Source organism: Nocardioides sp. Soil796, from assembly GCF_001429525.1.
In the GTDB taxonomy this organism is placed as follows: Bacteria; Actinomycetota; Actinomycetes; order Propionibacteriales; family Nocardioidaceae; genus Nocardioides.
This window is the reverse complement of sequence record NZ_LMSQ01000019.1, coordinates 364148-386471: the sequence shown is the minus strand read 5'-3', so window position 1 is coordinate 386471 and position 22324 is coordinate 364148. Positions and strand designations below refer to the sequence as shown.

Annotated in this window: 21 protein-coding genes; 12 read left to right on the top strand and 9 right to left on the bottom strand. The window is 69.4% G+C overall.

Annotated features, from left to right (window positions below; genetic code table 11):
* Positions 1-17: 17 nt before the first annotated feature.
* Complete coding sequence (locus tag ASH02_RS19080; protein ID WP_056685578.1) at positions 18-506, bottom strand: hypothetical protein; 489 nt, start codon at positions 504-506, stop codon at positions 18-20.
* A 269-nt stretch (positions 507-775) separates the two neighbouring features.
* Between ASH02_RS19080 and ASH02_RS19075 the strand changes: the two genes are divergently transcribed.
* Entirely contained in the window at positions 776-1243 is a 468-nt protein-coding gene (locus ASH02_RS19075) for a nuclease-related domain-containing protein (protein ID WP_056685581.1), read from the top strand.
* 27 nt (positions 1244-1270) lie between these two features.
* On the opposite strand, the gene ASH02_RS19070 is transcribed toward ASH02_RS19075, so the two are convergent.
* Complete coding sequence (locus ASH02_RS19070; RefSeq protein ID WP_162251016.1) at positions 1271-2125, bottom strand: matrixin family metalloprotease; 855 nt, start codon at positions 2123-2125, stop codon at positions 1271-1273.
* Positions 2126-2277: 152 nt separating this feature from the next.
* Here ASH02_RS19070 and ASH02_RS19065 point away from each other — a divergent pair, with 152 nt between their 5' ends.
* The 4 genes from ASH02_RS19065 to ASH02_RS27580 form a co-directional block, all read left to right on the top strand.
* The gene (locus ASH02_RS19065) at positions 2278-2865 is read left to right on the top strand and encodes a DUF6318 family protein (RefSeq protein WP_056685586.1); all 588 of its coding nucleotides are present in this window, start codon (positions 2278-2280) and stop codon (positions 2863-2865) included.
* Between the two features lie 8 nt (positions 2866-2873).
* Positions 2874-3644, top strand: coding sequence for a hypothetical protein (locus ASH02_RS26205; protein WP_156393714.1), 771 nt, complete (start codon positions 2874-2876; stop codon positions 3642-3644).
* A gap of 54 nt (positions 3645-3698) precedes the next feature.
* Complete coding sequence (locus tag ASH02_RS19055; RefSeq protein ID WP_056685591.1) at positions 3699-4277, top strand: 1-acyl-sn-glycerol-3-phosphate acyltransferase; 579 nt, start codon at positions 3699-3701, stop codon at positions 4275-4277.
* Between the two features lie 427 nt (positions 4278-4704).
* On the top strand, positions 4705-5797 hold a 1093-nt coding region (locus ASH02_RS27580), incomplete at its 5' end, for a DUF222 domain-containing protein (protein ID WP_162262612.1).
* Between the two features lie 21 nt (positions 5798-5818).
* Here the strand turns inward: ASH02_RS27580 and ASH02_RS19045 are convergent.
* Positions 5819-7276, bottom strand: coding sequence for a hypothetical protein (locus tag ASH02_RS19045; RefSeq protein ID WP_156393716.1), 1458 nt, complete (start codon positions 7274-7276; stop codon positions 5819-5821).
* A gap of 109 nt (positions 7277-7385) precedes the next feature.
* On the opposite strand from ASH02_RS19045, the gene ASH02_RS19040 reads away from it, so the two are divergent.
* Entirely contained in the window at positions 7386-9047 is a 1662-nt protein-coding gene (locus ASH02_RS19040; RefSeq protein WP_056891982.1) for a nuclease-related domain-containing DEAD/DEAH box helicase, read from the top strand.
* Here ASH02_RS19040 and ASH02_RS19035 read toward each other — a convergent pair.
* A complete protein-coding gene (locus tag ASH02_RS19035) occupies positions 9044-10111 on the bottom strand; it encodes a class I SAM-dependent methyltransferase (protein ID WP_235530169.1) in 1068 nt (355 codons plus the stop codon). The two genes, ASH02_RS19040 and ASH02_RS19035, sit on opposite strands and share 4 nt — an antisense overlap.
* A gap of 106 nt (positions 10112-10217) precedes the next feature.
* Complete coding sequence (locus tag ASH02_RS19030; protein WP_056685607.1) at positions 10218-10703, bottom strand: PGPGW domain-containing protein; 486 nt, start codon at positions 10701-10703, stop codon at positions 10218-10220.
* A gap of 161 nt (positions 10704-10864) precedes the next feature.
* Between ASH02_RS19030 and ASH02_RS19025 the strand changes: the two genes are divergently transcribed.
* From ASH02_RS19025 to ASH02_RS19010, 4 genes are all read left to right on the top strand, one after another.
* A complete protein-coding gene (locus ASH02_RS19025) occupies positions 10865-12415 on the top strand; it encodes an alkaline phosphatase D family protein (RefSeq protein ID WP_057295285.1) in 1551 nt (516 codons plus the stop codon).
* A gap of 120 nt (positions 12416-12535) precedes the next feature.
* A complete protein-coding gene (locus ASH02_RS19020; RefSeq protein WP_235532634.1) occupies positions 12536-12802 on the top strand; it encodes a DUF3311 domain-containing protein in 267 nt (88 codons plus the stop codon).
* A complete protein-coding gene (gene mctP / locus ASH02_RS19015; protein ID WP_235532635.1) occupies positions 12799-14481 on the top strand; it encodes a monocarboxylate uptake permease MctP in 1683 nt (560 codons plus the stop codon). Before ASH02_RS19020 ends, mctP begins: the two co-directional genes overlap by 4 nt.
* 268 nt (positions 14482-14749) lie before the next feature.
* Positions 14750-15319: a DUF6318 family protein gene (locus ASH02_RS19010; RefSeq protein WP_056685610.1), complete on the top strand. Its 570-nt coding sequence runs from the start codon at positions 14750-14752 to the stop codon at positions 15317-15319.
* Between the two features lie 2 nt (positions 15320-15321).
* Here the strand turns inward: ASH02_RS19010 and ASH02_RS19005 are convergent, their stop codons facing one another.
* The 4 genes from ASH02_RS19005 to ASH02_RS18990 form a co-directional block, all read right to left on the bottom strand.
* On the bottom strand, positions 15322-17016 hold the full coding sequence (locus tag ASH02_RS19005) for a LuxR family transcriptional regulator (RefSeq protein WP_235539083.1): 1695 nt from the start codon (positions 17014-17016) through the stop codon (positions 15322-15324).
* A complete protein-coding gene (locus tag ASH02_RS19000; RefSeq protein ID WP_057295283.1) occupies positions 17006-18118 on the bottom strand; it encodes a flavin-containing monooxygenase in 1113 nt (370 codons plus the stop codon). The genes ASH02_RS19005 and ASH02_RS19000 overlap by 11 nt, the downstream gene beginning before the upstream one ends.
* Before the next feature lie 117 nt (positions 18119-18235).
* The gene (locus tag ASH02_RS18995; protein WP_057295282.1) at positions 18236-19348 is read right to left on the bottom strand and encodes an acyl-CoA dehydrogenase family protein; all 1113 of its coding nucleotides are present in this window, start codon (positions 19346-19348) and stop codon (positions 18236-18238) included.
* Positions 19349-19357: 9 nt separating this feature from the next.
* On the bottom strand, positions 19358-20512 hold the full coding sequence (locus ASH02_RS18990) for an acyl-CoA dehydrogenase family protein (protein ID WP_057295281.1): 1155 nt from the start codon (positions 20510-20512) through the stop codon (positions 19358-19360).
* A 102-nt stretch (positions 20513-20614) separates the two neighbouring features.
* Between ASH02_RS18990 and ASH02_RS18985 the strand changes: the two genes are divergently transcribed.
* Together ASH02_RS18985 and ASH02_RS18980 are read left to right on the top strand one after the other, a co-directional pair.
* On the top strand, positions 20615-21160 hold the full coding sequence (locus ASH02_RS18985) for a hypothetical protein (protein WP_057295280.1): 546 nt from the start codon (positions 20615-20617) through the stop codon (positions 21158-21160).
* A gap of 162 nt (positions 21161-21322) precedes the next feature.
* Positions 21323-22234, top strand: coding sequence for a DUF559 domain-containing protein (locus ASH02_RS18980; protein ID WP_057295279.1), 912 nt, complete (start codon positions 21323-21325; stop codon positions 22232-22234).
* The last annotated feature ends 90 nt before the right edge of the window (positions 22235-22324 follow it).

The window sequence follows — 22324 nt, the reverse complement described above, 5'->3', positions numbered from 1 at the left end:
GCTGTGTGCGTGGTCGCTCAGTGGATGACGGCGTACCAGCGCGAGGCGCAGCCCATGCACACGTCGTCGCCGAACCGGAGCTCCGGTGGTGTGGGTCGATGGCAGAACGTGCAGTACCTGATCGCCCGCTTGCGGCGCAGGCGCTGGGTGTAGACGACCGCCTCTGCCCTGCCGGTCGCGAAGTCCGCGCGGGGCAGGTAGACCTGATGGCTCGGCTGGTATTCGAGCCGGCTCACGGAGGACCAGGATCCGTGCGGCACCGCCAGGAAGACCCCGTGGTGGAACACCCGGATCATCAGCAGCGGCGGCTCGCCGGAGATGTGCCACGGCGTCACCTCCGCGTCGTACCCGCCGGACGGGTCGCTGTCGAAGTCGTGGGACACGGGCCCCGATGCCTGCGACCAGTCGGCGCCGAAGAGCTCTGCGAACTCGAGCTGCGTGAGCCCGACCGTCGGCGCGAGCTCTTCGATGCTGTCGTGCGGCATGGTGAAGTCGGTGTTGCACATGTGAAACCCCCCGGTTTGTCTGTCTGTACGTCGAGGACTCTGCACGGCGCCACCGACAACCGGGCCCACCTGTCTAGACCAGTTGCGGCACCGGGTTCGACGACGGAGGTCTAGACCGAGACCCCAATACCTGTGCGGAATTCGGCGTTCCGGCACACGACGAGGACAGCCGGTCCTAGCCTCGAAGAAGTCATTGGAGGTGGGGGATGACAGGGGAAAGAACGCGCGAGCGCGCGAAAAAGAAGGATGCACCCACGGCGGGAACCGTGATGCAGCCGCTGCTGTCGAAGGGATGGGTCGCACTGCACGACGTCGCGTGGCCGGGCCGCCCGAGGGCGAGCATCGATCACGTCGTCTTCGGTCCGGGCGGGGTCTTCGTGATCCGTCGCGTCGGGTGGTCGGGACGGGTCGACGTGCAGGACGGTCTGCTGCGCCAGAACGGGCGCACCCGCGACAAGGTCATCGGTGATGCTGCCGAGGCCGCGAGGGCGGTCGCCGAGGCGATGGGTGGGGTCGAGGCGACCGCTGTCGTCTGCGTCGAACGTGACGAACCGATCGAGGCCTGGGCCGACGACGTCCTGGTCTGCTCTCCGTCGAAGCTCGTCGCGCTGCTCGCGTCGCTCCCGGAGACCATGGACGAGGCAACGGTGGCGAGGCACGAGCATCGCTCGCCGACCACGCTTCCGCCGTCCGCGGTGCCCCGTTCGATGCGATCGGGTCGGTGGTGGAGCCGGTAGGTCGTGTCGGGTCTGCGCGGAGCGTCCCTACTGGCAGGGGACTCGGCCGATCAGGGCCAGCCCGCGCAGGTCGCCCGGTCCGAATCGGGTGACGCCGACGCTCTCGGCGTACATCAGCTCGGAGGGATCGTCGACGTGCGCCAGGCCGACGAGGTGCCCGAACTCGTGGTCGACGACGGCCTGCAACTGGTCGCGGTCGACGTCCTCGTCGCCGAACACCTCGGTGTCGAGGACGACGTGCCCGGTCACGTAGTAGAGCCGGCCGCCGACCGTCGTGCGTTGGCTCCCGGCAACGCCGGCGACGTCGTCGGCGAGCTCCTCGACCTCGTCCTCCGAGGCCCAGGCGACGAGCACCGGTTCCCGTCGCGGAACGCTGGGCTCGAAGGTCGGCCGGTCGTCGGTGGTACCGACGATGTCGAAGGCCAGACCGGTGGCTGAGGAGGTGTGGCGGGCGGCGTCCTCGATGAGCTCTTCGTATCCGTCGGGTGCGTCTTCGGGATTGATCTCGATCTCGATCTTCTTGCAGGGGTCGTAGCCGACCGGCGTCTTGCCGTCGCGCTGCGTCTCGACGAACTGGTACGACCCGCCGGTGTCCGGGACGTCGGGGGCGGCCAGGATCCGCTGGTCGCCGAAGCCGAGGACCCTGCGCAGCGCGCTGGCCTGAGGTCCGGGATGGAGCGCGACGACGATGCTGAGCACCAACAGCGTGATCGTGCCGGAGAGCAGCAACGTGGTCCGACGGGTGTGCGTCCGCCTGGGTCGAGCAGGCGGAGGCCAGGTGCCGAGGCCGCCCCTGCGGTCGGCCTCGTCGAGCTCCTTCATGAGCCGGGCGAGCTCGCGGGCGCGCGCTCTCCGAGCGCGGTCGTCCGGATCCCTCGTCACGTTGAGCATTCTCGGTCATCGACCCAAGCCTTCTCCACGGAATGCCAAGTCCGGTCCCTTGCTCGTCCACAGGTCAGCGACCTGGGACTTCCAACCGTTGTCCGATTTGCGTACGGTTCTGGGGTCGCGCTGAATCTCGGGAAGGTGAGCCGATGGTCGTACGTCGTTGGGTTGCGGCGGCGCTGTGCCTGCCGTTGTTGGCGTTGTCAGCGTGCTCGGACGACGAGCCGAACGCCAAGGACGAGCCGAGCCCGTCGGTGACGATGCCGTCGTCGAGCACCTCGCCCTCCGAGTCGACCACCCCTGTGCCGATCACTGCGCCGACGATGCCTGCTGCGGCAGAGGGCTCAGGCGACAAGGCTGCCCAGGCCTTCGCGCGCTACTGGGTCGCGATGGTCAACTACGCCCAGGAGACGGGCGACACCGAGCCCCTCAAGGCCCTGCACTCAGAAAAATGCACCCCTTGCTCCAGTGGCGTTGAGGCAGTGGATGAGGGGTACGCGAACGGTAAGTCCATGGTGGGCGGCCAGTACAAGATCACGTCCTTGAAGGCTGTGGATACGGATCAACCAAGCGTTCGGATGATTGGTCTCGTGGTCCACGCGACGCGCCAGAAGAAGCTTGACCGTCAGGGACGAGTTCTTTCCTCGACGCCACCGGGCTATCGAGGGTTTCGCCTGTATTTGCGCAAGTACTCGGGCGAATGGGCAGTGGGTTGGCTGGAGGTCAACGGAGGATGAGGTGGCTGGTGGCGTCGGTGATCGCGGCGGTGATGTCTATGTGCCAGTGCGCGCTCGCAGTCGCTGTTGATGCTCAAGGCTCACCCGCCGGGGATCCGTGCGACAAGAGCGCGATATCCGAGGTCGTTCACGCTGAGGCGACTCTCGATGCGTTCGCTCTTGGAGGGGAGACTTCTGATACTTCCAACTCCTGCCCCACGCGCGCGCCGACACCAGAAGAATTGATGAAGTGGGCCCTTCATGGTGCAGCGTGTGCATCCGTCTCGGTTGCCACGGATGGCGACACGGGCGACGTGTGCCAGGCGCCACCACAGCAGCAGATCACACAGGTGATGGTGCTGCGGGCACTGCAGCGGATCACTCTTCCGAAGCCGGCGATCGTCATCCAGCCGCCGGGCGGCAAGACCCTCGTGAACTTCGAGACGATCTTCCACACCGACGCGAAGCCATTCGTGCGCTCGGTTCGGCTCCTCGGAATCCGGGTCGACCTGGAGATCACGCCCATGTCGTACACCTGGACCCATGGCGACGGCACCACCCAGACGACGAGCGGACCGGGCGTCGCGTTCGACGCGAGCCTGCCGATGACCGCCTACGTCAGCCATGAGTACGTCGACGCGCACGTGACCGTGAAGCCTCAGGTGTCGACGGCGTACTCGGCGCGCTTCCGGGTGCGGGGAGGGCCGTGGCGAGACGTGTCCGGAACGGTCACCTCCGAGGGCTCGTCGGTGCCCTTGCGCGTCGTCGAAGGCAAGCCGACGCTGGTCGACGGTCCGTAGGGACGAGGTATCCATCTCCGTGACGCCCTACTGTTCAGCCATGGAGACCACCGCATGATCGTCCGCCGCAGCATCGCCAGGGCCGCGTTGAAGGTGACCCGCTGGCGCACGGTCGGCGTGGTGCCGCCCGGCGGGATCATGGTCGGAGCCCCCCACACGTCGAACTGGGACTGGGTGGCGATGCTCGTGCTGCTGTGGTCGCAGGAGGTGTCGCCGCGCGTCCTGGTCAAGCAGGAGCTGTTCAAGGGCCCCGTCGGCTGGATCCTGCGTTCGACCGGTGGCATCGCCATCGACCGCTCCAACGCGTCCGAGGTGGTCGCCGAGCTGGAGAAGGAGGCGGCGCAGGACGAGAAGTTCGTCATCGTCATCGCCGCCGAAGGCACCCGGGGCCACGCCGACCACTGGAAGTCGGGGTTCCACCGACTGGCCCGGCAGACCGGACTGCCGGTGTCGTTCGGCTTCATCGACGGACCCAGTCGCACCCTCGGCTTCGGTCCGACGTTGCACATGACCGATGACGTGGCCGGCGACATGGACAAGATCCGTGCGTTCTACGCCGACAAGCGTGGCCTCAACCCGGAGTCACGCGTCGAACCGCGGCTGCGCGACGAACCCGGGCCACCCGAGAGCTGACGTCTGGACTGGCCGTGGCGCGGGCCACTGAACTGTCCTTGCGGGGACTGGGATTTCNCAGATGTCGAGAATCCCTTGCCAGGGTTGACGAAACTCGATAGACTCGAACACATGTTCGAAGGATCCGAAGTCACCCCGCCCCAGGAGCCCACCGCGGCCCCTGGAGTGGTGCTGGACGCCTCGACAGTGACCGCCTGGACAGAAGCCTTGCTGAACGTCTCCGAGTCGGTGAGCGACGACGACGCCCGCATCGACGTCATCGGCGCCCTCGAGACCCTCAAGTCAGCCATCGCCGCCGCCCAGGCCGAGCTCTCGGTCGACTTCGACCAGTCGATGCGCGCCAAGGCCGCCGCCTCCGGGGTCGGGAAGCGCCGCCAGGGCCGCGGCATCCCCGAACAACTCGCCCTCGCCCGCAGGGAGTCGCCCNCCGCGGGAAACGACACCTCGGCCTCGCCAAGCTCCTTCGGGCAGAGTTGCCGCACACCCGGGCCGCGTTCCGGGCCGGACAGATCACCGAATGGGCCGCCACCCTCCTCGCCAAGGAGACCGCCTGCCTCGAGGTCGACGACCGCGCGAAGGTCGACAAGGAGATCGCCGGCGACCTCGAGAAGGTCGCGAAGCTGTCGGAGAAACAGGTCGGTGACCAGGCCCGCAAAATGGCCGCGAAGCTCGACCCCGCCTCGGTGGCCCACCGGCGGGCGAAGGCGGAGAAGGACCGCCGGGTCACCATCCGTCCGGCACCGGACACGATGACCTACCTCACCGGCCACCTCCCGGTCGGGCAAGGCGTGCAGGTGTATGCGGCGTTGAAGAAGGCCGCCGACACCCTGATCGCCGGTGGTGACGAACGCACCCGGGCGCAGATCATGGCCGACACCCTCGTCGAACGTGTCACCGGCAAGACCCAGGCCCCGGCGGTGCCGGTGATGATCAACCTGGTGGTCTCCGACCAGACGCTCCTCGGCACCAGTCACGACCCCGCGCACCTCGACGGACACGGCACCATCCCCGCCGACCTGGCCCGCCCTCTGGTCGCCACCGCACTTGAAGCCGGAGCCAAGACGGGGCTGCAGACCTGGTTGCGGAAGGTGTACGCCTCACCCCACGGCGGCCTCACGGCGATGGACTCGAGGTCCCGGATCGTCCCCCACGGACTGAGCCACCTCATCCGCACCAGAGATGGCGGCATCTGCCGCACCCTGTTCTGCGACGCACCCATCAGACACATCGACCACGCCACCGGCGTCATCAACGGCGGGCAGACGGTCGAGGAAGACCTCCAAGGACTGTGCGAGGGCTGCAACTACGCCAAACAAGCACCCGGCTGGACCGCCACCGGCCACCACCCACCCCACGGGCGACATCAAGTCACCACGACCACCCCGACGGGACACACCTACGTCTCCACCGCACCACCCCTGCCCGGCTGGGCCGACCCGCCACGCCACCTGGCCGTGCTCGAACCACAAGACCCGAGTGACCTCCTCGCCGAGTACGAGTTCATCGACGACGCCGCCTGAGCGCAGTCGCCAGGTCCATCCTCACTGCGTGATGCGGTAGGCGGTCACCCCACGGGCAGTGGCCACCAGCCAGGTGGCGCCCGGCGCCTTCTCCGCCGCGCCCGACGTGAGTGCGGAGACCGACGGAACCCCCGAGACCCGCTTGCCGCGCACGGTGCAGGTCGAGCGCAAGTAGTCCCCGGTGCGTCGGACGCCGGACGCGTCGTCGTCGAGGTGATAGGCGTAGGTCGTCACCTTGCCGGTGCACAGGAACACCTCGCCCGGCTCGGCCGCCCGGGTCCTGCCGTCGGTGAGGAAGACGATTCGCCAACCCTGCTTGAGATGCAGGTTCGTGATGCGTCCCGCGACTCGCCCCTTCTGGGCGTTGGCGTTCTCGGCAGCCTTGCCGCGGACCGACACCGACCAGGTGGTGCGGCCGGTCTTCACGTCGAAGCCCTCCATGCGCAGGCGCCGGACCTTCCCGCTGATCGACTGGCCGGGAACGTACTTCGTGAAGCGCACGAGGTGGAAGCAACGGACCGGCAGGTCGTCGTCCGCCTGGGTGCCGCAGTAGTTGTCGGCTGTCTTCCGACGCCACAGCACCTCTCCGGTGGCCGCGTCGAAGCCGACCACCCCCGTGTCGGAAGGGCTGAGCGGTCGCCGGTTGCGCCACAGGCTGTCGATGTCGTCGGAGGTGTACGTCCTGCCGACGCTGCCCCAGAAGACACCGGCCTTCTCGTCGTACGCCAGGCTCCAACCTTGGTCGCTGGTGTGGGCCGCACCGAAGGTCCCGGCCAGTCTGCGCACCCACTGCACCTTGCCTGCGTGTGCTCGTCCGAAGCTCTCGGGAGTGCCGCCGCTGGAGTAGAGCCCACCGTCGGCAAGCATGCGCGACCCGATCGTGACGCCGTCGTGGGCAGGCCGCAGACCGCCCCTGTCGAGACGGAACCGCACGCGTTCGGAGCCGCCGTCGCGCACGATCGCCACGCACATGTCCTTGCCGTCGAGGCACGTGTCGACCACGTCGGTGACGTCGACGGGCTCCGTCGAGTGGACCACTCTGCCCGAGCGCGGAGCCACCGCCACCAGGGGTTCGGCCCACTGGTCAGACCTCGCGACGTCGTCGGGTCGCTGGAAGACGACGAACCTGTGGCCGGACTTCGAGGTGCCCACGAAGGGCCGCGTGTAGTAGCCCGTGGCGATGTTGCTCGGCTGGAACGGATGCCGCCACAGGCGTCGTCCGTTGTCGGCGTCGAGCCCGACGATGGCCAGCCTGTGGCGGGGAGCCCTGGTGAGTACGACGGCAGTGCGGCCGACCACCACGGGTTGACCGATCGCCCGGAGCCTGGTGGTCCAGGCCCTCTCGACGTGCCCCTCGACGAACAGCCCGGTCACACCGGAGCCCTCAGTTGCGGGCGGTCCGTCGGAGCCATCGGAGCCGTCGTTCGAGCAGGCCGAGAGACAACAGAGAGCGAGCACGATCCCGAGAAGAATTCGCATGCCGGGAGGCTAGGTCGGATCGCTCGAACGGCGCGGAAGTTATCCACAGCCCCGGTCCGAAATGCCAATCCACCCACCGGTGCGTTGCGCCCGTGGCAAGGTGCGGGGCATGGTCCGCCTGATCCCCGAGAGCCCCGTCTTCACCACCACCTCCGAGCAGCAGGTGTGGGAGCTGCTGCGCGACACGCTCGGTGACGACGACGTCCTCGTGGCCAACCGGCGGTTGACCGACGAGACCAAGGACCACGAGATCGACCTGCTGGTGCTGATGCCCGACCTCGGCGCGCTGGTGCTCGAGATCAAGGGCGGCAGCGTCTGGCGCGAGGACGACAAGTGGTGGATCACCCGGCGCGGGCGCACCGCCGAGATTCACCCCGTCGACCAGGCCCGCGGCTCGAAGTACTCCCTGCGAACGTACGTCGAGCGCGACCCGCGTTGGGGAAGCCGGCAGCGGATCGCATGGGCCCATGGTGTGATCACGCCGTACACCGACATCGAGCTCGACGCCGAGGTGCCGGACCTGCCGCACTGGGCGCTGCACGGCAAGGCTGCGATGGAGACGCTCGTCGAGCGGCTGCGCATCAACGCGCGCGACATGCAGCACGGGCAGCGCCCGCCGACGTACGACGACATCGAGGCGATCGTCGACATCCTCAACGGGCGGCTGCCCACGTCGTACGACGTCAACGCGGACGCCGAGGACCGTGCGGCCACCGTCGACCGGCTGACGCAGGAGCAGGCCTCGATCCTCCAAGTGACCCGGCTGCTCAAGCGGGTCGAGGTGCGCGGCGGCGCCGGCAGCGGCAAGACCGTGCTGGCCCTGCAGCAGGCCAAGCAGCTGACCCGGGGACGCGGCGACCGCAAGGCACAACGGGTCGCCGTGCTCTGCTACTCCCTCGGCCTCGCCGAGCACCTCAAGCGCGAGGTGTCGACCTGGAACCGCAAGGAGCGGCCGGCATTCGTGGGCACCTTCCACGACTTCGGCAAGCAGTGGGGTGCCCCTGAAGGCGACCGCACCAACAGCGACTTCTGGGAGGTCGACCTCCCGCAGCTCATGGGCGACCTCGCCGAGGGCCTTGACGACGGTGCGAAGTTCGACGCGATCATCGTCGACGAGGCGCAGGACTTCGCCGACACGTGGTGGCGCCCGGTGCTCAAGGCGCTGCGCGACGAGGAGGAGGGCGGGCTCTACGTCTACTCCGACGAGAACCAGCGCATCTTCGCCAGGTTCGGCCGGCCGCCCGTGCAACTGGTGCCGCTGGTGCTCGACCACAACCTGCGCAACACCCGGCAGATCCACGACTCGTTCGGCCCGCTGGCTCCCTCACGCATGTACGCCAGCGGCGGAGACGGGCCCGACGTGCGCTTCGTGGCCGCCAGTGCCGACGACTCGATCGGCACTGCGGACGACGTGGTCGACCAGATGCTCGACGAGGGCTGGAAGCCGGCGAACATCATGCTGCTGACCACCGGCAAGCGGCACCCGATCCAGGTCGAGCGCACCGACTTCCACGACCAGGACGGCTACTGGCGATCCTTCTGGGACCCCGACGAGGTCTTCTACGGCCACGTGCTGGGGTGCAAGGGCCTCGAGCGGAAGGCGGTCGTGCTCTGCGTCAACGAACCCGAGGTGCGCGAGCGCGCCCGCGAGCGGTTGTACGTCGGGATGTCGCGGGCCACCGACGCCCTGGTGGTCGTCGGTGACCCGGCGGTGATCCGCGAGGTCGGCGGTGACGCGGTGGCCCGCCGACTGGGTGTCCAGCTCGTCTAGTCGGCGCTCGGTAGCCGGTAGAAGCGGAACATGTCGTTCTCGATCGGCAGCACCTCGGCCCCCTTGAACCCGGCCTCACGCGCATAGCGCTCGAGTGTCGCCGGACGCATCACGGTGCCGGTCGCCACCGAGTTCGTGTGCGACATGCTGTCGGGCAGGCAGACGAACATCGAGAAGTTGTACATCAGGTGCTCGACCGGGTCGCCCGGCCCGTTGAACGCCTCGGGCACCCGCTCGTCCATGACCAGCACCGTCCCGCCGGGCGCCAGGATCTCGCGGGCCGCAGCCAGGACCGCGACCGGATCAGGCAGGTCGTGGATGCACTCGAACGCGGTCACCACGTCGTAGGTCATGCCCAGGGGCTGGGAGACCAGGTCCCTGTGATGGAAGGTGACCCGGCCGTCGACGCCGTACGACCGTGCGTGCTCGGTGGCCGCGAGGACCGAGGCCTCGTCGACGTCATAGCCGTGGACGACGGCCTTCGGGTAGGCCAGCGCCATCCCGATGGAGGACCACCCCTCGCCGCACCCGATGTCGGCCACGGCGCCACCGCGGCCGAGGGCAGCGTGGATCTCCGGCACGGCCGGCAGCCAGTCGCGGCCCAGCGAGTGGAGGTAGAGCGGTCGGTTTCCCTCGGCCTGCGCGGTGCGCATCTGGGCGCCGAACTCGGCCCACCCGACACCGCCTCCGGTCCGGTAGGCCTCGAGCAGGGCGGGCATCTGGGCCACGGCCGCCGCCGCCAGTCGGGCGAACGCGGTGAAGTAGGCCTCGCTGTCCGGGTCGGCGAAGACCGGCACGTGGCCGGGCGGCAGGCCGTAGCGGCGTACGGCGGGATCCGCGCCCGCATCGTCGACCGCGACGAAGCCGGCCACGCACTGCTGCTCCAGCCACTCCTGCGTGTAGCGGGGATGCATCCCGGACGCGGCCGCGAGCTCGTGGGAGGTCAGCGCGCCGGGCCGCAGCAGGCGGTAGAGCCCGAAGCGGTCGCCGACGTACACGCTCATGATGTCCAGGCAGCCCAGCAAGGACGCGAAGAGGCGGTCGCCCAGTTCTTCGGTGTTCACATGTTCTCCCAGCCGGACGCGCGTGCACCCTCTGTCCACCGGCGCCGGACACCACGACGCTATGTCGGCAGGGACCTGCCGGGAGACCCCAAATCCGGGGAAGTTGTCAATCGTCCTCTTCGGTGCTGGCGACGGCCTGCTCGGCCGTCATGCCGCTCATCACCTGTCCGCGGAACCGGCGGTAGCTGTAGATCAGCAGGCCGAAGGCCAGGATTCCGGAGAGCACCAGGGTGATGCCGGTGCCCAGGCCGCCGAAGAGCCACCAGCGGTCGGGGACCGGCCACCAGTCCGGTGCCGGCGGCGAGACGATCCAGTAGATGCCGATGCCGACGAGCCAGAGCGCGCCCAGTGTCGAGCCGATGATGCGAGGCCAGGTCCGGACGCCCTCGGCAGCAGCCTGCATGGCCCGGCGTTCGACTGGCTCGAGGCGGCGCTCGGCCCATTCGTATTGCTGCGAGAGCACGAGGAGTCCGCAGAACAGGAGGACCAGCCCGGGGCCGGGCAGGACCAGGGCCGCGATGCCGGCAAGCACCAGCGTCCAGCCCACGATCTCGAGCAGGATTCGTTTCGTCGCGGCGGCTCCCCAGGTCACGAGGTGCAGCCTGTCAGATGGGCCAAGCCGTGTCTGGCAGAACGCGGCGAACGGGTGGGTGGGCTCGGCGACATGCCTGCTGTTGTGACCCGAACGCGTCGCCGCCAAACCTGTCACCTGCACGTCACCCCACGGCCATTCCGTCACGCTTGGCTGAGGCCATGACTCAACTGGGCAGGCACCTCGACCGTCGTACGCTCCTCCAGGTCGGCGCGGGAGGCGTCGTCGCACTGGGCGCCGGCCCGGCCCTCGCGTCGCCCGCCCTGGTGCGTGGCCGCATCGATCTCACCTCCGGCGTCCAGACGGGCGACGTGACCACCCGGTCCGCGGTCACGTGGGCGCGGGCCTCCCGACCGGGCCGCCTCGTCGCGCGAGTCGTCAGTGGCCGGAGCACCCGCGTGGTGCGCGGGCCCTGGGCCACCGCGGAGACCGACTTCACCGCCAAGATCGCGCTGGACGGGCTGGCGCCGGGCCGGGAGTACGCCGTGGAGCTGGCCTTCGAGGACGGCGACGGCAACCTCGGGGAGCGACAGACAGCGAGGTTCTCGACCGCGGCAGTGCACCCGGCGCGCACGAGCTTCGTGTGGACCGGCGACACCTGCGGCCAGGGCTGGGGGATCAACGAGGAGCTCGGCGGGCTGCTCGGCTACCGCGCGATGCACGAGACCCGGCCCGACTTCTTCATCCACGCCGGCGACACCATCTACGCCGACGGCCCGATGGTCGCGGAGGTGGTCGAGCCCGATGGTCAGGTCTGGCGCAACCTGGTCACCGAGGAGGTCAGCAAGGTCGCCGAGACGCTCACCGAGTTCCGCGGCCGGCACAACTACAACCTGCTCGACCACAACGTGCGGGCGATGTACGCCGACGTGCCGGTGATCGCGCAGTGGGACGACCACGAGACGACCAACAACTGGTGGCCCGGCGAGGTTCTCGAGGACCCGCGCTACACGCAGGAACGCTCCGTCGACGTACTCGCTGCGCGGGCGCGCCAGGCCTGGCAGGAGTACATGCCGATCGCGGATGCCCGGGCGCACCGACGCGACCACGGCTTCGCCCCGGCCCGCATCTACCGCAAGGTCGAACGCGGCCCGCAGCTCGACGTGTTCTGCCTCGACATGCGCACGTTCAAGGACGAGAACACCCCCGGCCTCGAGAAGGAGCGCACCCGCATCCTCGGCGAGGAGCAGGTCGACTGGCTGATCAGGGAGGTACGCCGCTCGAGGGCGACCTGGAAGGTGATCTCCGCGGACCTGCCGCTGGGGATCGTCGTCCCCGACGGGCCGGTGAACCAGGAGAGCCTCTCGAACCGCGACCCCGGCGCACCCCTCGGCAAGGAGCTCGAGATCGCGGAGGTGCTCTCCGCGTTCAAGCGGCACGGCATCAAGAACGTCGTCTGGATCACCGCCGACGTGCACTACTGCGCGGCCCACCACTACGACCCGTCGCGGGCCGCGTTCACCGACTTCGACCCGTTCTGGGAGTTCGTGGCAGGCCCGATCGCGGCCGGCACCTTCGGGCCCAACGAGATGGACGCGACCTTCGGACCCGAGGTGGTGTTCTCCGCCCACGCCGACACTCCCAACGAGTCGCCGCGGGCCGGTCACCAGTTCTTCGGCCACGCCGAGATCGACCGGGACGGACTGCTCACGGTGAGCCTGCGCGACATCACCGGCGCGGTGCTGTGGAGCAAGGACCTCGACCCGGCCTGAGCGCACCGGCCGCCCACGAGCGCTGAGGCACCGACCGTTCGTCCCGTCGGACCTACCGTCGGGCGCTCCACGGAAATGCGTGTGTGACACCCCACGTCCGATGTGAGTAACGTCGGTCACATGCCACTCGGATCGGATTCCGGGGAGACGCGCGTCGTCCCGCCCGCCAACAAGTTCATGCTCGTCGCCGCAGGAGTGCTCCTCCTCATCCCGGTCGTCGCCCTGATGTGGGTCGGCAGCTACGCGAAGATCGAGCCCCGCCTCTGGGGCATCCCGTTCTTCTTCTGGTACCAGTTCGTCTGGGTCTTCCTCTGCTCCGCGATGACCTACTCCGCGCACCGCCTGGTGCTCGCGGCACGCGGCCAGAGCGGGAAGGTGCTGAAGTGAGCGCGGACGTGACCGTGATGGCGGCCGACACCGGCGTCAACGGCGTCGCCCTCGCGGTGCTGATCATCCTGTTCCTCGTGGTGACCGTGCTCGGCTTCAGTGCCGCCCGGTTCCGCCGCGGTGACAACCTCGACTCGCTCGACGAGTGGGGCCTCGGTGGACGCCGGTTCGGCACCTGGGTCACCTGGTTCCTGCTCGGCGGCGACCTCTACACGGCGTACACGTTCGTGGCGGTGCCGGCGGCGATGTTCGCGACCGGCTCGGTGGCCGGCTTCTTCGCGGTGCCCTACACGATCGTGCTCTACCCGATCATCTTCGTCTTCATGGCCAGGCTGTGGTCGGTCAGCCACCGGCACGGCTACGTCACCAGCGCCGACTTCGTGCGTGGGCGCTACGGCTCACGCGAGCTGTCGCTGGCGATCGCGGTCACCGGCTTCCTGGCCACGATGCCCTACATCGCGCTGCAGCTCGTCGGCATCCAGGCCGTGCTCGAGGTGGCCGGTGTCGGTGGCGGCGACAACTGGCTGGCCGCCGACCTGCCGCTGCTGGTCGCGTTCGTGATCCTGGCCGCCTACACCTACACGTCGGGCCTGCGGGCGCCGGCGATGATCGCGTTCGTCAAGGACGCCCTGATCTACCTCGTGATCATCGTGGCGATCATCTACCTGCCCACGAAGTTCGGCGGTTGGGAGCACATCTTCGGTGCCGCCGAGGACAAGATGGCGGCCACCAGCGAGACCACCGGCAAGCCGACCGGCTCGTTCGTGCCCGGTGACGGCCAGATGTGGGCCTACGCGACGCTCGGGCTCGGGTCCGCGCTCGCCCTGTTCATGTACCCCCACTCGATCACCGCGTCGCTCTCGTCGAGCAGTCGCAACACGATCCGTCGCAACGCGGCCATCCTGCCGGCGTACAGCTTCGTGCTCGGGCTGCTCGCCCTGCTCGGCTGGGTGGCGATCGCGGCCGGCACCAAGCCGGTCGGCCTGGACGGCGAACCCAATGCGCAACTGGTGATCCCGCAGCTGTTCGAGGACGCGTTCCCGGCCTGGTTCGCGGGGGTCGCGTTCGCGGCGATCGCGATCGGGGCGCTCGTGCCGGCGGCGATCATGTCGATCGCGGCGGCCAACACCTTCACCCGCAACATCTACAAGGAGTGGATCAACCCACGGGCGACCGACAAGCAGGAGGCCAAGGTCTCCAAGCTGATGTCGTTGCTGGTCAAGGCGTTCGCGCTGGTCTTCGTCTTCACGATGGACAAGCAGAATGCGATCAACTTCCAGCTGCTGGGCGGCATCTGGATCCTGCAGACCTTCCCGGCGGTGGTGTTCAGCCTCTACACGCGCTGGTTCCACAAGTGGGCGCTGTTGCTCGGCTGGGCGGTCGGCATGGTCTACGGCACGGTCCAGGCCTACCAGGTGGTCAACCCGGCGACCGGCAAGCACTTCGGTGGATCGCTCGACGTGATGCCGGTGATCGGAGACCTGGGCTACATCGCGCTGACCGCGTTCGTGCTCAACCTCCTGGTCACGGTGGCCGCGACGGTCCTGCTGCGGGCCGGCAAGGTCGACAACGGCACCGACGAGACCACGGCGTACGACTACCACGCCGACGCCGACGACCCGCGGGTGCGCAAGGACCTGGCGGAGAACCCGAAGACGCTGGGGGCCGAGGAGCTCTGAGGACCGATTCCCGCCTGTCTCTGACGGCGACACAGGAGCAGGAGTTCACTTCGACATACAGTTCGTCCCACGCGCGGGCCGCCCAGCGTGGGATCGGTCCCGGTATCGCTGAACTGCATGTCGAAGTGAACATTCCGCCAGCCGCGGTGCCGGCGTGACCCGAGGCCGGTTGACGCGTTGGTCGGGGGGACAGTCACCCCGACGAAAGGCAGTGATGGCTCCCGGTCGACGACAGCGCCGACAGCACCGACTCCGGGCAGGCGCGCTCGTGCTCGCCCTGTTCCTCGGGACCTCGGCCTGCGCGGAGGACCCGCCGCAGACCGGCGCGAAGGTCGACAGTCGGGTCGACGTACCCAAGCCCGGCGGACCGCCGCCCATCCCGAAGAACATGAGCATGACCGAGTCGGGTGCGAAGTACTTCGTCGGCTACTGGATCGACGCCTACAACTACGGCCTGCGGACGGGGAGGACGAAGATCGTCCGCGACCTGAGCACGCCGGACTGCGTTGCCTGCGCGACGCTGGCCGACGCCATGGAGGCCGCGCACGAGGGCAAGGCGAAGGTCACCTCGCTGGGCATCGAGAGTGTGCCGATGGAGGTGCGACTGCACAAGCGCGAGAAGACCGCGAAGGTGAAGTTCTTCGTGATCCGCTACCCGGTGAAGATCAAGCGGGGCAAGGGACAGGTCGAGAAGATCAAGCCGGGGGTGGCGCCGATCAGGTTCACCCTCGTGCGGCACAAGCGCACCTGGCGGGTGCAGTCGCTGGAGCTCGTGCCGGTGAAGGACAAGCGCGACGGCACGAAGGACAAGGTCAAGGAGAGGCGCAGGCGGCGCTGACCTCACACCAGGTGGTGCTCGAAGGCGTACGCCGCCGCGGCGGTGCGTGAACCCACGGCCACCTTGGTGAAGATGTTGCTGAGGTGCCGGGCCACCGTCTTCTCGCTGAGCACGAGCTCGGCGGCGATCTGGGCGTTGCTGCGACCGGCGGCGACCAGGCGCAGCACCTCGACCTCCCGGCCGGTGAGGCCGTCCGGCCGGCCGGCCGGCTCGAGCAGTCGTGCCGTCGTCTCCGCGGCGTCACGCGCACCGAGCTCGACGAACGTACGCCGGGCGTGGGTGAGTGCGCGCGTGGCGCTCTCGACGTCCCCGAGCTGACTCAGCGCGAGGCCGACCTGCACGTCGACCCGCGCCACCTCGTAGGGACAGTTGATCGCGCCCCACAGGGCGGCGGCCTTGCGCAGGTAGGGCAACGCGCCCGACGCGTCGCCGGCCGCCCGCTCGACCCGGCCGAGGCAGTGGGCCGCCATCGCCTGCAGGCCTTCGCACCCGAAGTCGGCGGCGACCTGCTCGAGCTCGACGGCGAGCCCGCGTGCTTCCTCCGGGTCGGTGCCCAGCAGGATCTCGACGGCGGCCTCGAGGAGCCGTGACCGGTGCACCGGGTCCGGTGTCTCGGCCAGCAGCCTGCGGATCGCCGCGGAGGCCGCTTCGTCCCGGCCGCGGGCCGACCACAGCAACGCCAACCCGGGCTGGGGTTCGAACCCGCGGTCGGCGGCCCGGTCATAGCTGGCCTCCGCTGCGTCGAGGTCGCCCATGATCCGCAGGACGTCGCCGCGTTCGGCCAGCGCAAGTCCGGCGGCCTCTGGGGTGTCCGCCGCCAGGTAGCGCTCGACCGCAGCGTCGTACTCCTCGATCGCGCGGGCGAAGTCGCCGTGCAGTCGCATGATCTGGCCACGGTGGACGGCGCACTGGCCGGTGAACGTGACGAGCCCCGGCTGCGCCGCGCACCAGCGGGTGAGGGCGGCGGTCCAGGCCGACGCGCGGCCGAGGTCCGAGATCTCCTGGCAGCCCTCGACCATCACGCAGTAGACGTTGCCGGCGAAGATCGGACCGATCTCGCCGGAGGCCACCCCGACCATCGCCTCGTCGAAGAGGGCCAGCCCCTCGGGAACCCGGCCGGAGTAGATCGACAGGCGGCCGAGGGAGGCGAGCCCGATCGCGGTGAGGTCCGGGTCGCCGTGCCGGCGTCCGTGCTCGACCACCGACTCCGCCAACAGGGCGGCGCCGGCCCAGTCGGCGGTGGCGATCCGTTGGTGCATCTGCAGGTACGCGACGTAGCCCCGCTCGACGGCCTCACCGTCGACCTGCTCGACGAGGCGTTGCGCGCGGGCCGCCCAACCGGCGGCCACCTGGTGCTCCCCACCGGTGTCGAAGGTCATGCAGAGCCGGAACGCCGTGAGCACCGCAGCGCGCGTGTCGTCGGCTGCGACCTGCAGTCCGAACGCCCGTTGCAGCGCTTGTACGGCGACCTCGCGCCGGCCCAGCAGGAACGCTGCCGTGGCGAACTCGGCGAGGTCCTCCGGTGCCAACGCGTCGGGCGCGACCGTGGTCCAGGCCTCGAACGCGGCCGCCCAGTCACCGCGCTCGAAGGTCTCCCGAGCGCGCACCAGATCGTCGACCACGCCCATCGCGCGAACCTCCTCGTGCGAGCATACGGCGGGATCGGGGCCGGGCGCGCCGGTTCGCTCAGGCTGCACGGGCCGGGCGTGGTGCCCTCTGCGGCTGTGCGGCGCGGCGCACGATCTGGCGGGCCAGGAACTCGGCGTCGCGGCCCACCCCGGGGAGCACCATCGAGCTGAACGCGAACTGGAAGGCCAGGCCGCAGAAGAACAGGCCGGGCGCCTTCTCGACGACGCCGCGCATCTCGGTGGGCCAGCCGTCGTCGCCGAGGATCGGCAGGTGGATCCAGTCGAGCGTCTGCCGGAAACCGGTCGCCCACACGACGTTCGCCACGTCCTTCACGTCGTCGCCGACCACCGGCAGTCCGTCGCGAACGCCGGTCACCCGGTCGGTGGCGCGCTCGACCCCGCGGGCGGCCAGGTCGGACCGCTTGACCCGGATCATCGGGCCGCCGTGGAACCGGACCTCGGGCATCAGCTTGCGCCCGATCGGCGTACGCCGGGTGAGCACGTGGCGCCACGCGAAGACGATCAGCGGGAACATCGCACGTCCGACGGGCTTCTCGATGCGGATCGGGATCTGGCCGCAGTCCCTCCCGGCCAGCATTGTGGGGTGGGTCTGCGCGACCTCGTAGGCGATGTCGGTGCCGGAGTGGGAGGCGCCCACGACCAGCACCGGGCCGTCGCGCAGCTGGCCCGGGCGGCGGTACTCACTCGAGTGCAGCTGCAGGATCCCCGGGTCGAGCTGGTCGGCGAAGTCGGGAAGTCGCGGCGTACGGCCGAAGGTGCCGGTGGCGACGACGACGTTGTCGCAGGTGAAGGTGTCACGTTCCGTGGTGACCGTGTAGCCCCCGCCAAGGTGCGGGTCGAGTCCCGTGACCCGGGTGTCGAAGCGGATCGGCAGGGAGAACTTCGCGGCGTAGGCCTCGAGGTAGTCGGCCACCGCGTCCTTGCCCGGGAACGACCATGGCCTGGCCGGGAAGGGCATTCCCGGCAGGCCGTCGTACTTCGCGGGGGAGTAGAGCCGCAGGGTGTCCCACTGCCGCCGCCACTGGTCCCCGACCCGGCTCGCGGCGTCGAGGATCACGAACTTCCGGCCGGCGCGTTGCAGGTGGTGGCCGGTGGCGAGTCCGGCCTGGCCGGCGCCGATGATGACGGTCTCGATGTGCGTGGTGTGCATGGCTCCTCCAGTGGTTCGGGAGCTCCACGCTAGGAACGAGCGACCTCTTTCCGCGTCGGGCGGATGACCCATCCGCGCAGCTGCCCGATGGGTGCATCCACCCATCGGGCAGCCGGGTCAGGCCAGCGGGTCGACCTCGTCGTAGTCGCCGACCCGGGAGGCCAGCGCGCGGACGTGGTGGTTGCCGTCGCCGAACATGTGGTCGAGCGCGGTGAGATGGCTGGTGTAGCTGCCCACGGAGTACTCCGCGGTCATGCCGATGCCACCGTGCAGCTGGATCGCCTCCTGGCCGACGTGCCGGCCCGCGCGACTGACCTGGAGCGACGCCCGGGCCGCGGCGTCGGTGACCTCCTCGGGTGTGCCCTCGGCCAGCACCATCGTCGCCCACGCCACGATGCTCTTGGTCAGCTCGAGCGAGACGTACATGTCGGCCGCCCGGAAGTTCAGCGCCTGGAACGTGTTCAGCGTGACGCCGAACTGCTTGCGGCTCTTGAGGTACGCCGTCGTGGTCTCGAGCGCCACCTCCATCGCGCCGACGGCCTGGTTGCCGGCCATCACACGGGTGCCGTCGAGGACCAGTGCGATGACGGTGCTCTGGTCGCCTTCGCCCAGGGCGACTGCGGGCGTGGCGTCGAAGGTGACCCGCGCCGCCCGACCCCCGTCGTACGTCGCATAGCCGGTGCGGGTCGTCGCGGACCCGTCCACCAGGAACAGCCCGGTGCCGCCTTCAGGAAGCGCGGCACTGACCACGAGACGATCGGCGCGGGCGCCGTGCAGTACCGGCTCCTTGACGCCGGTCAGTGACCAGCCTTCCGAGGAGTCGGTGGCGACCACCGCCTCGCCGGGCTCGTCGTGGGCGAAGGCGAGCACGATCTCGCCGGCCGACAGTGCGCCCAGCACCTCGGCCCGCTGCTCGTCGGAGCCGGCCATCGCGACCAGTCCGCCGGCCAGCACGACCGAGGACAGGAACGGCTCGGGTGCCAGCACCCGGCCGAGCTCCTGGGCCACGATCGAGGTCTCGACCGGGCCGGCGCCGGTGCCGCCGTCCTCCTCGTCGAACGGGAGCCCGAGGATGCCCATCTCGGCGAGCGCCTTCCAGAGGTCCTCGTCGAAGCCCGGGTCGTCGGCGACCGTACGGCGCCGGTTCTCGAAGTCGGCGTACTTCTTGCCGACCAGTCCGCGTACGGCGTCACGCAGGGCCTGCTGTTCGTCGTCGTAGGTGAAGTCCATGTCAGCTCCTCACAGTCCCAGGATCGTGCGCGAGATGATCTGCCGCTGGATCTCGTTGGATCCGCCGTAGATCGAGGCCTTGCGCAGGTTGAGGTAGGCCGGGGTCGACCGGCGGGTCCAGAAGTCGAGGTCGGTGGCGTCGTCGGCGGCGCCCGAGGCCAGGGACGCCGAGCCGGCCAGGTCGACGACGAGCTCGCTGACTGCCTGCTGCAGCTCGGTGCCCTTCAGCTTCAGCACCGAGGAGGCCGGGTGCGGCTTGCCGTCGGCGGAGTTGGCCGCGACCCGCAGGGCGGTCAGCTCCAGGGCGAGCAGCTCGTTCTCGAGCTCGACGACGCGGCTGGCCACCAGCGGGTCGGACAGCTGGTCGCCGGCCCACTTCTTGGCGTTGGCCAGCACCCGCTTGGTGGCGCCCACGGGGGCGACGCCGACGCGCTCGTTGCCGAGCAGGAACTTGGCGTAGTCCCAGCCGTGGTTGAGCTCGCCGACCAGGTTCTCCGCCGGCACCCGCACGTCCTCGAACCAGACCTCGTTGACCTCGTGGCCGCCGTCGATCAGCTCGATCGGCCGCACGGTCAGACCCGGCGTGGTCATGTCGATCAGCAGGAACGAGATGCCGGCCTGCTTCTTCGCGTCGGGGTCCGTGCGGACCAGGCAGAAGATCCAGTCGCCGTACTGGCCGAGCGTGGTCCACGTCTTCTGCCCGTTGACGATGAAGTCGTCGCCGTCGCGGACGGCCGTCGTACGCAGCGACGCCAGGTCGGAGCCCGCGTCGGGCTCGGAGAAGCCCTGCGACCACCAGATGTCGAGGTTCGCCGTCTTGGGGAGGAACTTCTCCTTCTGCTCCTGCGATCCGAACGCGGCGATCACCGGGCCGACCATCGAGGCGTTGAAGGCCAGCGGGATCGGGACGCAGGCGCGCTGCAGCTCCTCGTGCCAGATGTGGCGCTGCAGCTCGGTCCAGCCGCGGCCGCCCCACTCGACGGGCCAGTGCGGTACGGCGTACCCGCCGGCGTTGAGGATCCGCTGGGCCTCGACGATCTGCTCCTTGGTGAGCTCGTGCCGCGCGGCGACGGCGTCGCGGATCTCCTGGGGGATCTTGGTGGTGAAGTAGGTGCGCAGCTCCTCACGGAACGCGGCATCCTCCTCGGACAACTTCAGCTGCATCGGTCACCTCTCGCATGTGCGTCCCTGACGGGCTCCATCATGTCCGTTGGGTCAAGGGAGCGCGAGGGATTGGGTGACGTCGGCGCGGGGAAGGAAGCGGAGGTGAACCTCGACGAGCTCGACCTCAGCAACGTCCCCGACGCCGTGGTGCGCGACGCCCGGTCCGGCTGGGACGACGACGCCCGCGCGTGGGTGGTGACGATGGACGGACAGTCCGGACTGCTGGTCGCGACCGGCGGGGGAGCCGTGTGGCGCTTCGCGAGCAGCACCTGGACCATGCCGTGGGCGGCGCTCGACGACGCCGTGCCCCTGGGCGAGCGCGACCTCATGGTGCTGCGCTCCGGCGGCGAGGCCTACCGCTTCGGGTTCGCGGGGCAGGACGAACGTGCCGCCTTCCTCGTCGTACGCCGGGAGCGGTCGGTCGCACCACGCGGGCTGCCGTTGCCCGAGCGAGGTGGGGCCCAGTCGACGCTGACCTTCCTCTTCGTCGCCGGCATCTTCCTCGCACTGGTCGCCGCATTCGCACTCTCGTCGGCGGACTCCCTGGGGATCGCACTGGTGCTCGTGGTCCCGGCGCAGGTGTGCCTCTGCGTCGCCGTCATCGGCTGGGGCGTCATGCTCGGGACACGCGCGGCCCACGAGCACTGAGGCTGGCAGGCTGACGGACCGTGCAACATGCAGTTCGGGTCTCAGTACGAGCCGTTACGCCTGGCTGTGTCCCGAATCAGGCGAACTGCATGTCGAACGGTCCGCCCATGGGCCTGTGGAGAACGGTTCGCGCCTGAGCCGGCTGGCGACGAGACTGGGCGGGTGGATCCGCTCTACGTCCTTCGGCAGCTCGGGGGCATCGCCAGCTCGGGTGAGTTGCGCAAGCACTGCACCAAGCGCAGCCTGGCGAAGGCGGTCTCCCGCGAGCGGATCGTGGCGGTCGGCAAGGGGCGGTACGCCGTCCCCGGCCTTGAGGCGGCGTGGCGCGAGGCCCACCGGCTCAGCGGTGTGGTCTCCGGTCGGAGCGCTGCCCAGTTCTGGGGACTCAATCTGCGGCTCGTGCCCGGTGAGGAGGTCACGCCGGTGGTCACCGTTGCCCGCAACAGGCGTGTCGAACCCGGACGTCGCGTCGGTGTCGACCTCAAGTGGCGCGACCTCTCGCAGGGCAGCGTGGTCGACGTTGCGTCGGTGACGCGCGGTGCCGCGGGCGGCCGGGTGACGTCGCTGGTGCAGACCGTGCTCGACTGCTGCCGCGACCTCCCGGAGGTGGACGCCCTGTGTGTGGTGGATGCCGCCCTGCGCCGTGGTGTCCTGCGGGACGACCTGTTGGCCCGCGCCGATGAGCTTCCGCGGTCCTGCCGTAGTCGGGTGCGCGGCGTCATCGAACTCGGCGACGGCCGGGCCGCGACCGCGTTCGAGACGTGCCTGCGGCACATCGCGCGCAGCGTTCCTGGCCTCACCGTGACGCCGCAGGTGGTGATCGGGCAACACCGGGTCGACCTGGCCGACACGGACCTGAGGATCGTGATCGAGGCGGAGTCCTACGCCTTCCACGGGAGCAAGGAGATGTTCCGGGCAGACACCCGCCGCTACACGTGGTTGGTCGTCGACAACTGGATGGTGGTCCGCTTCGTCTGGGAGGACGTCATGCTCAAGCCGGACTGGGTCCGGGACGAGCTGATTCGGGCGGTCGCCGTACGGGAGAGCCGCCCGGGCCATCGCAGCGCCGGGTAGGCGGCCCGTGCGACATGCAGTTCGGCCCGGTGGCCCGGATGCTGAGCGTGAGACTGCGCCGAAGTCGGCGAACTGCATGTTGGATGGTCC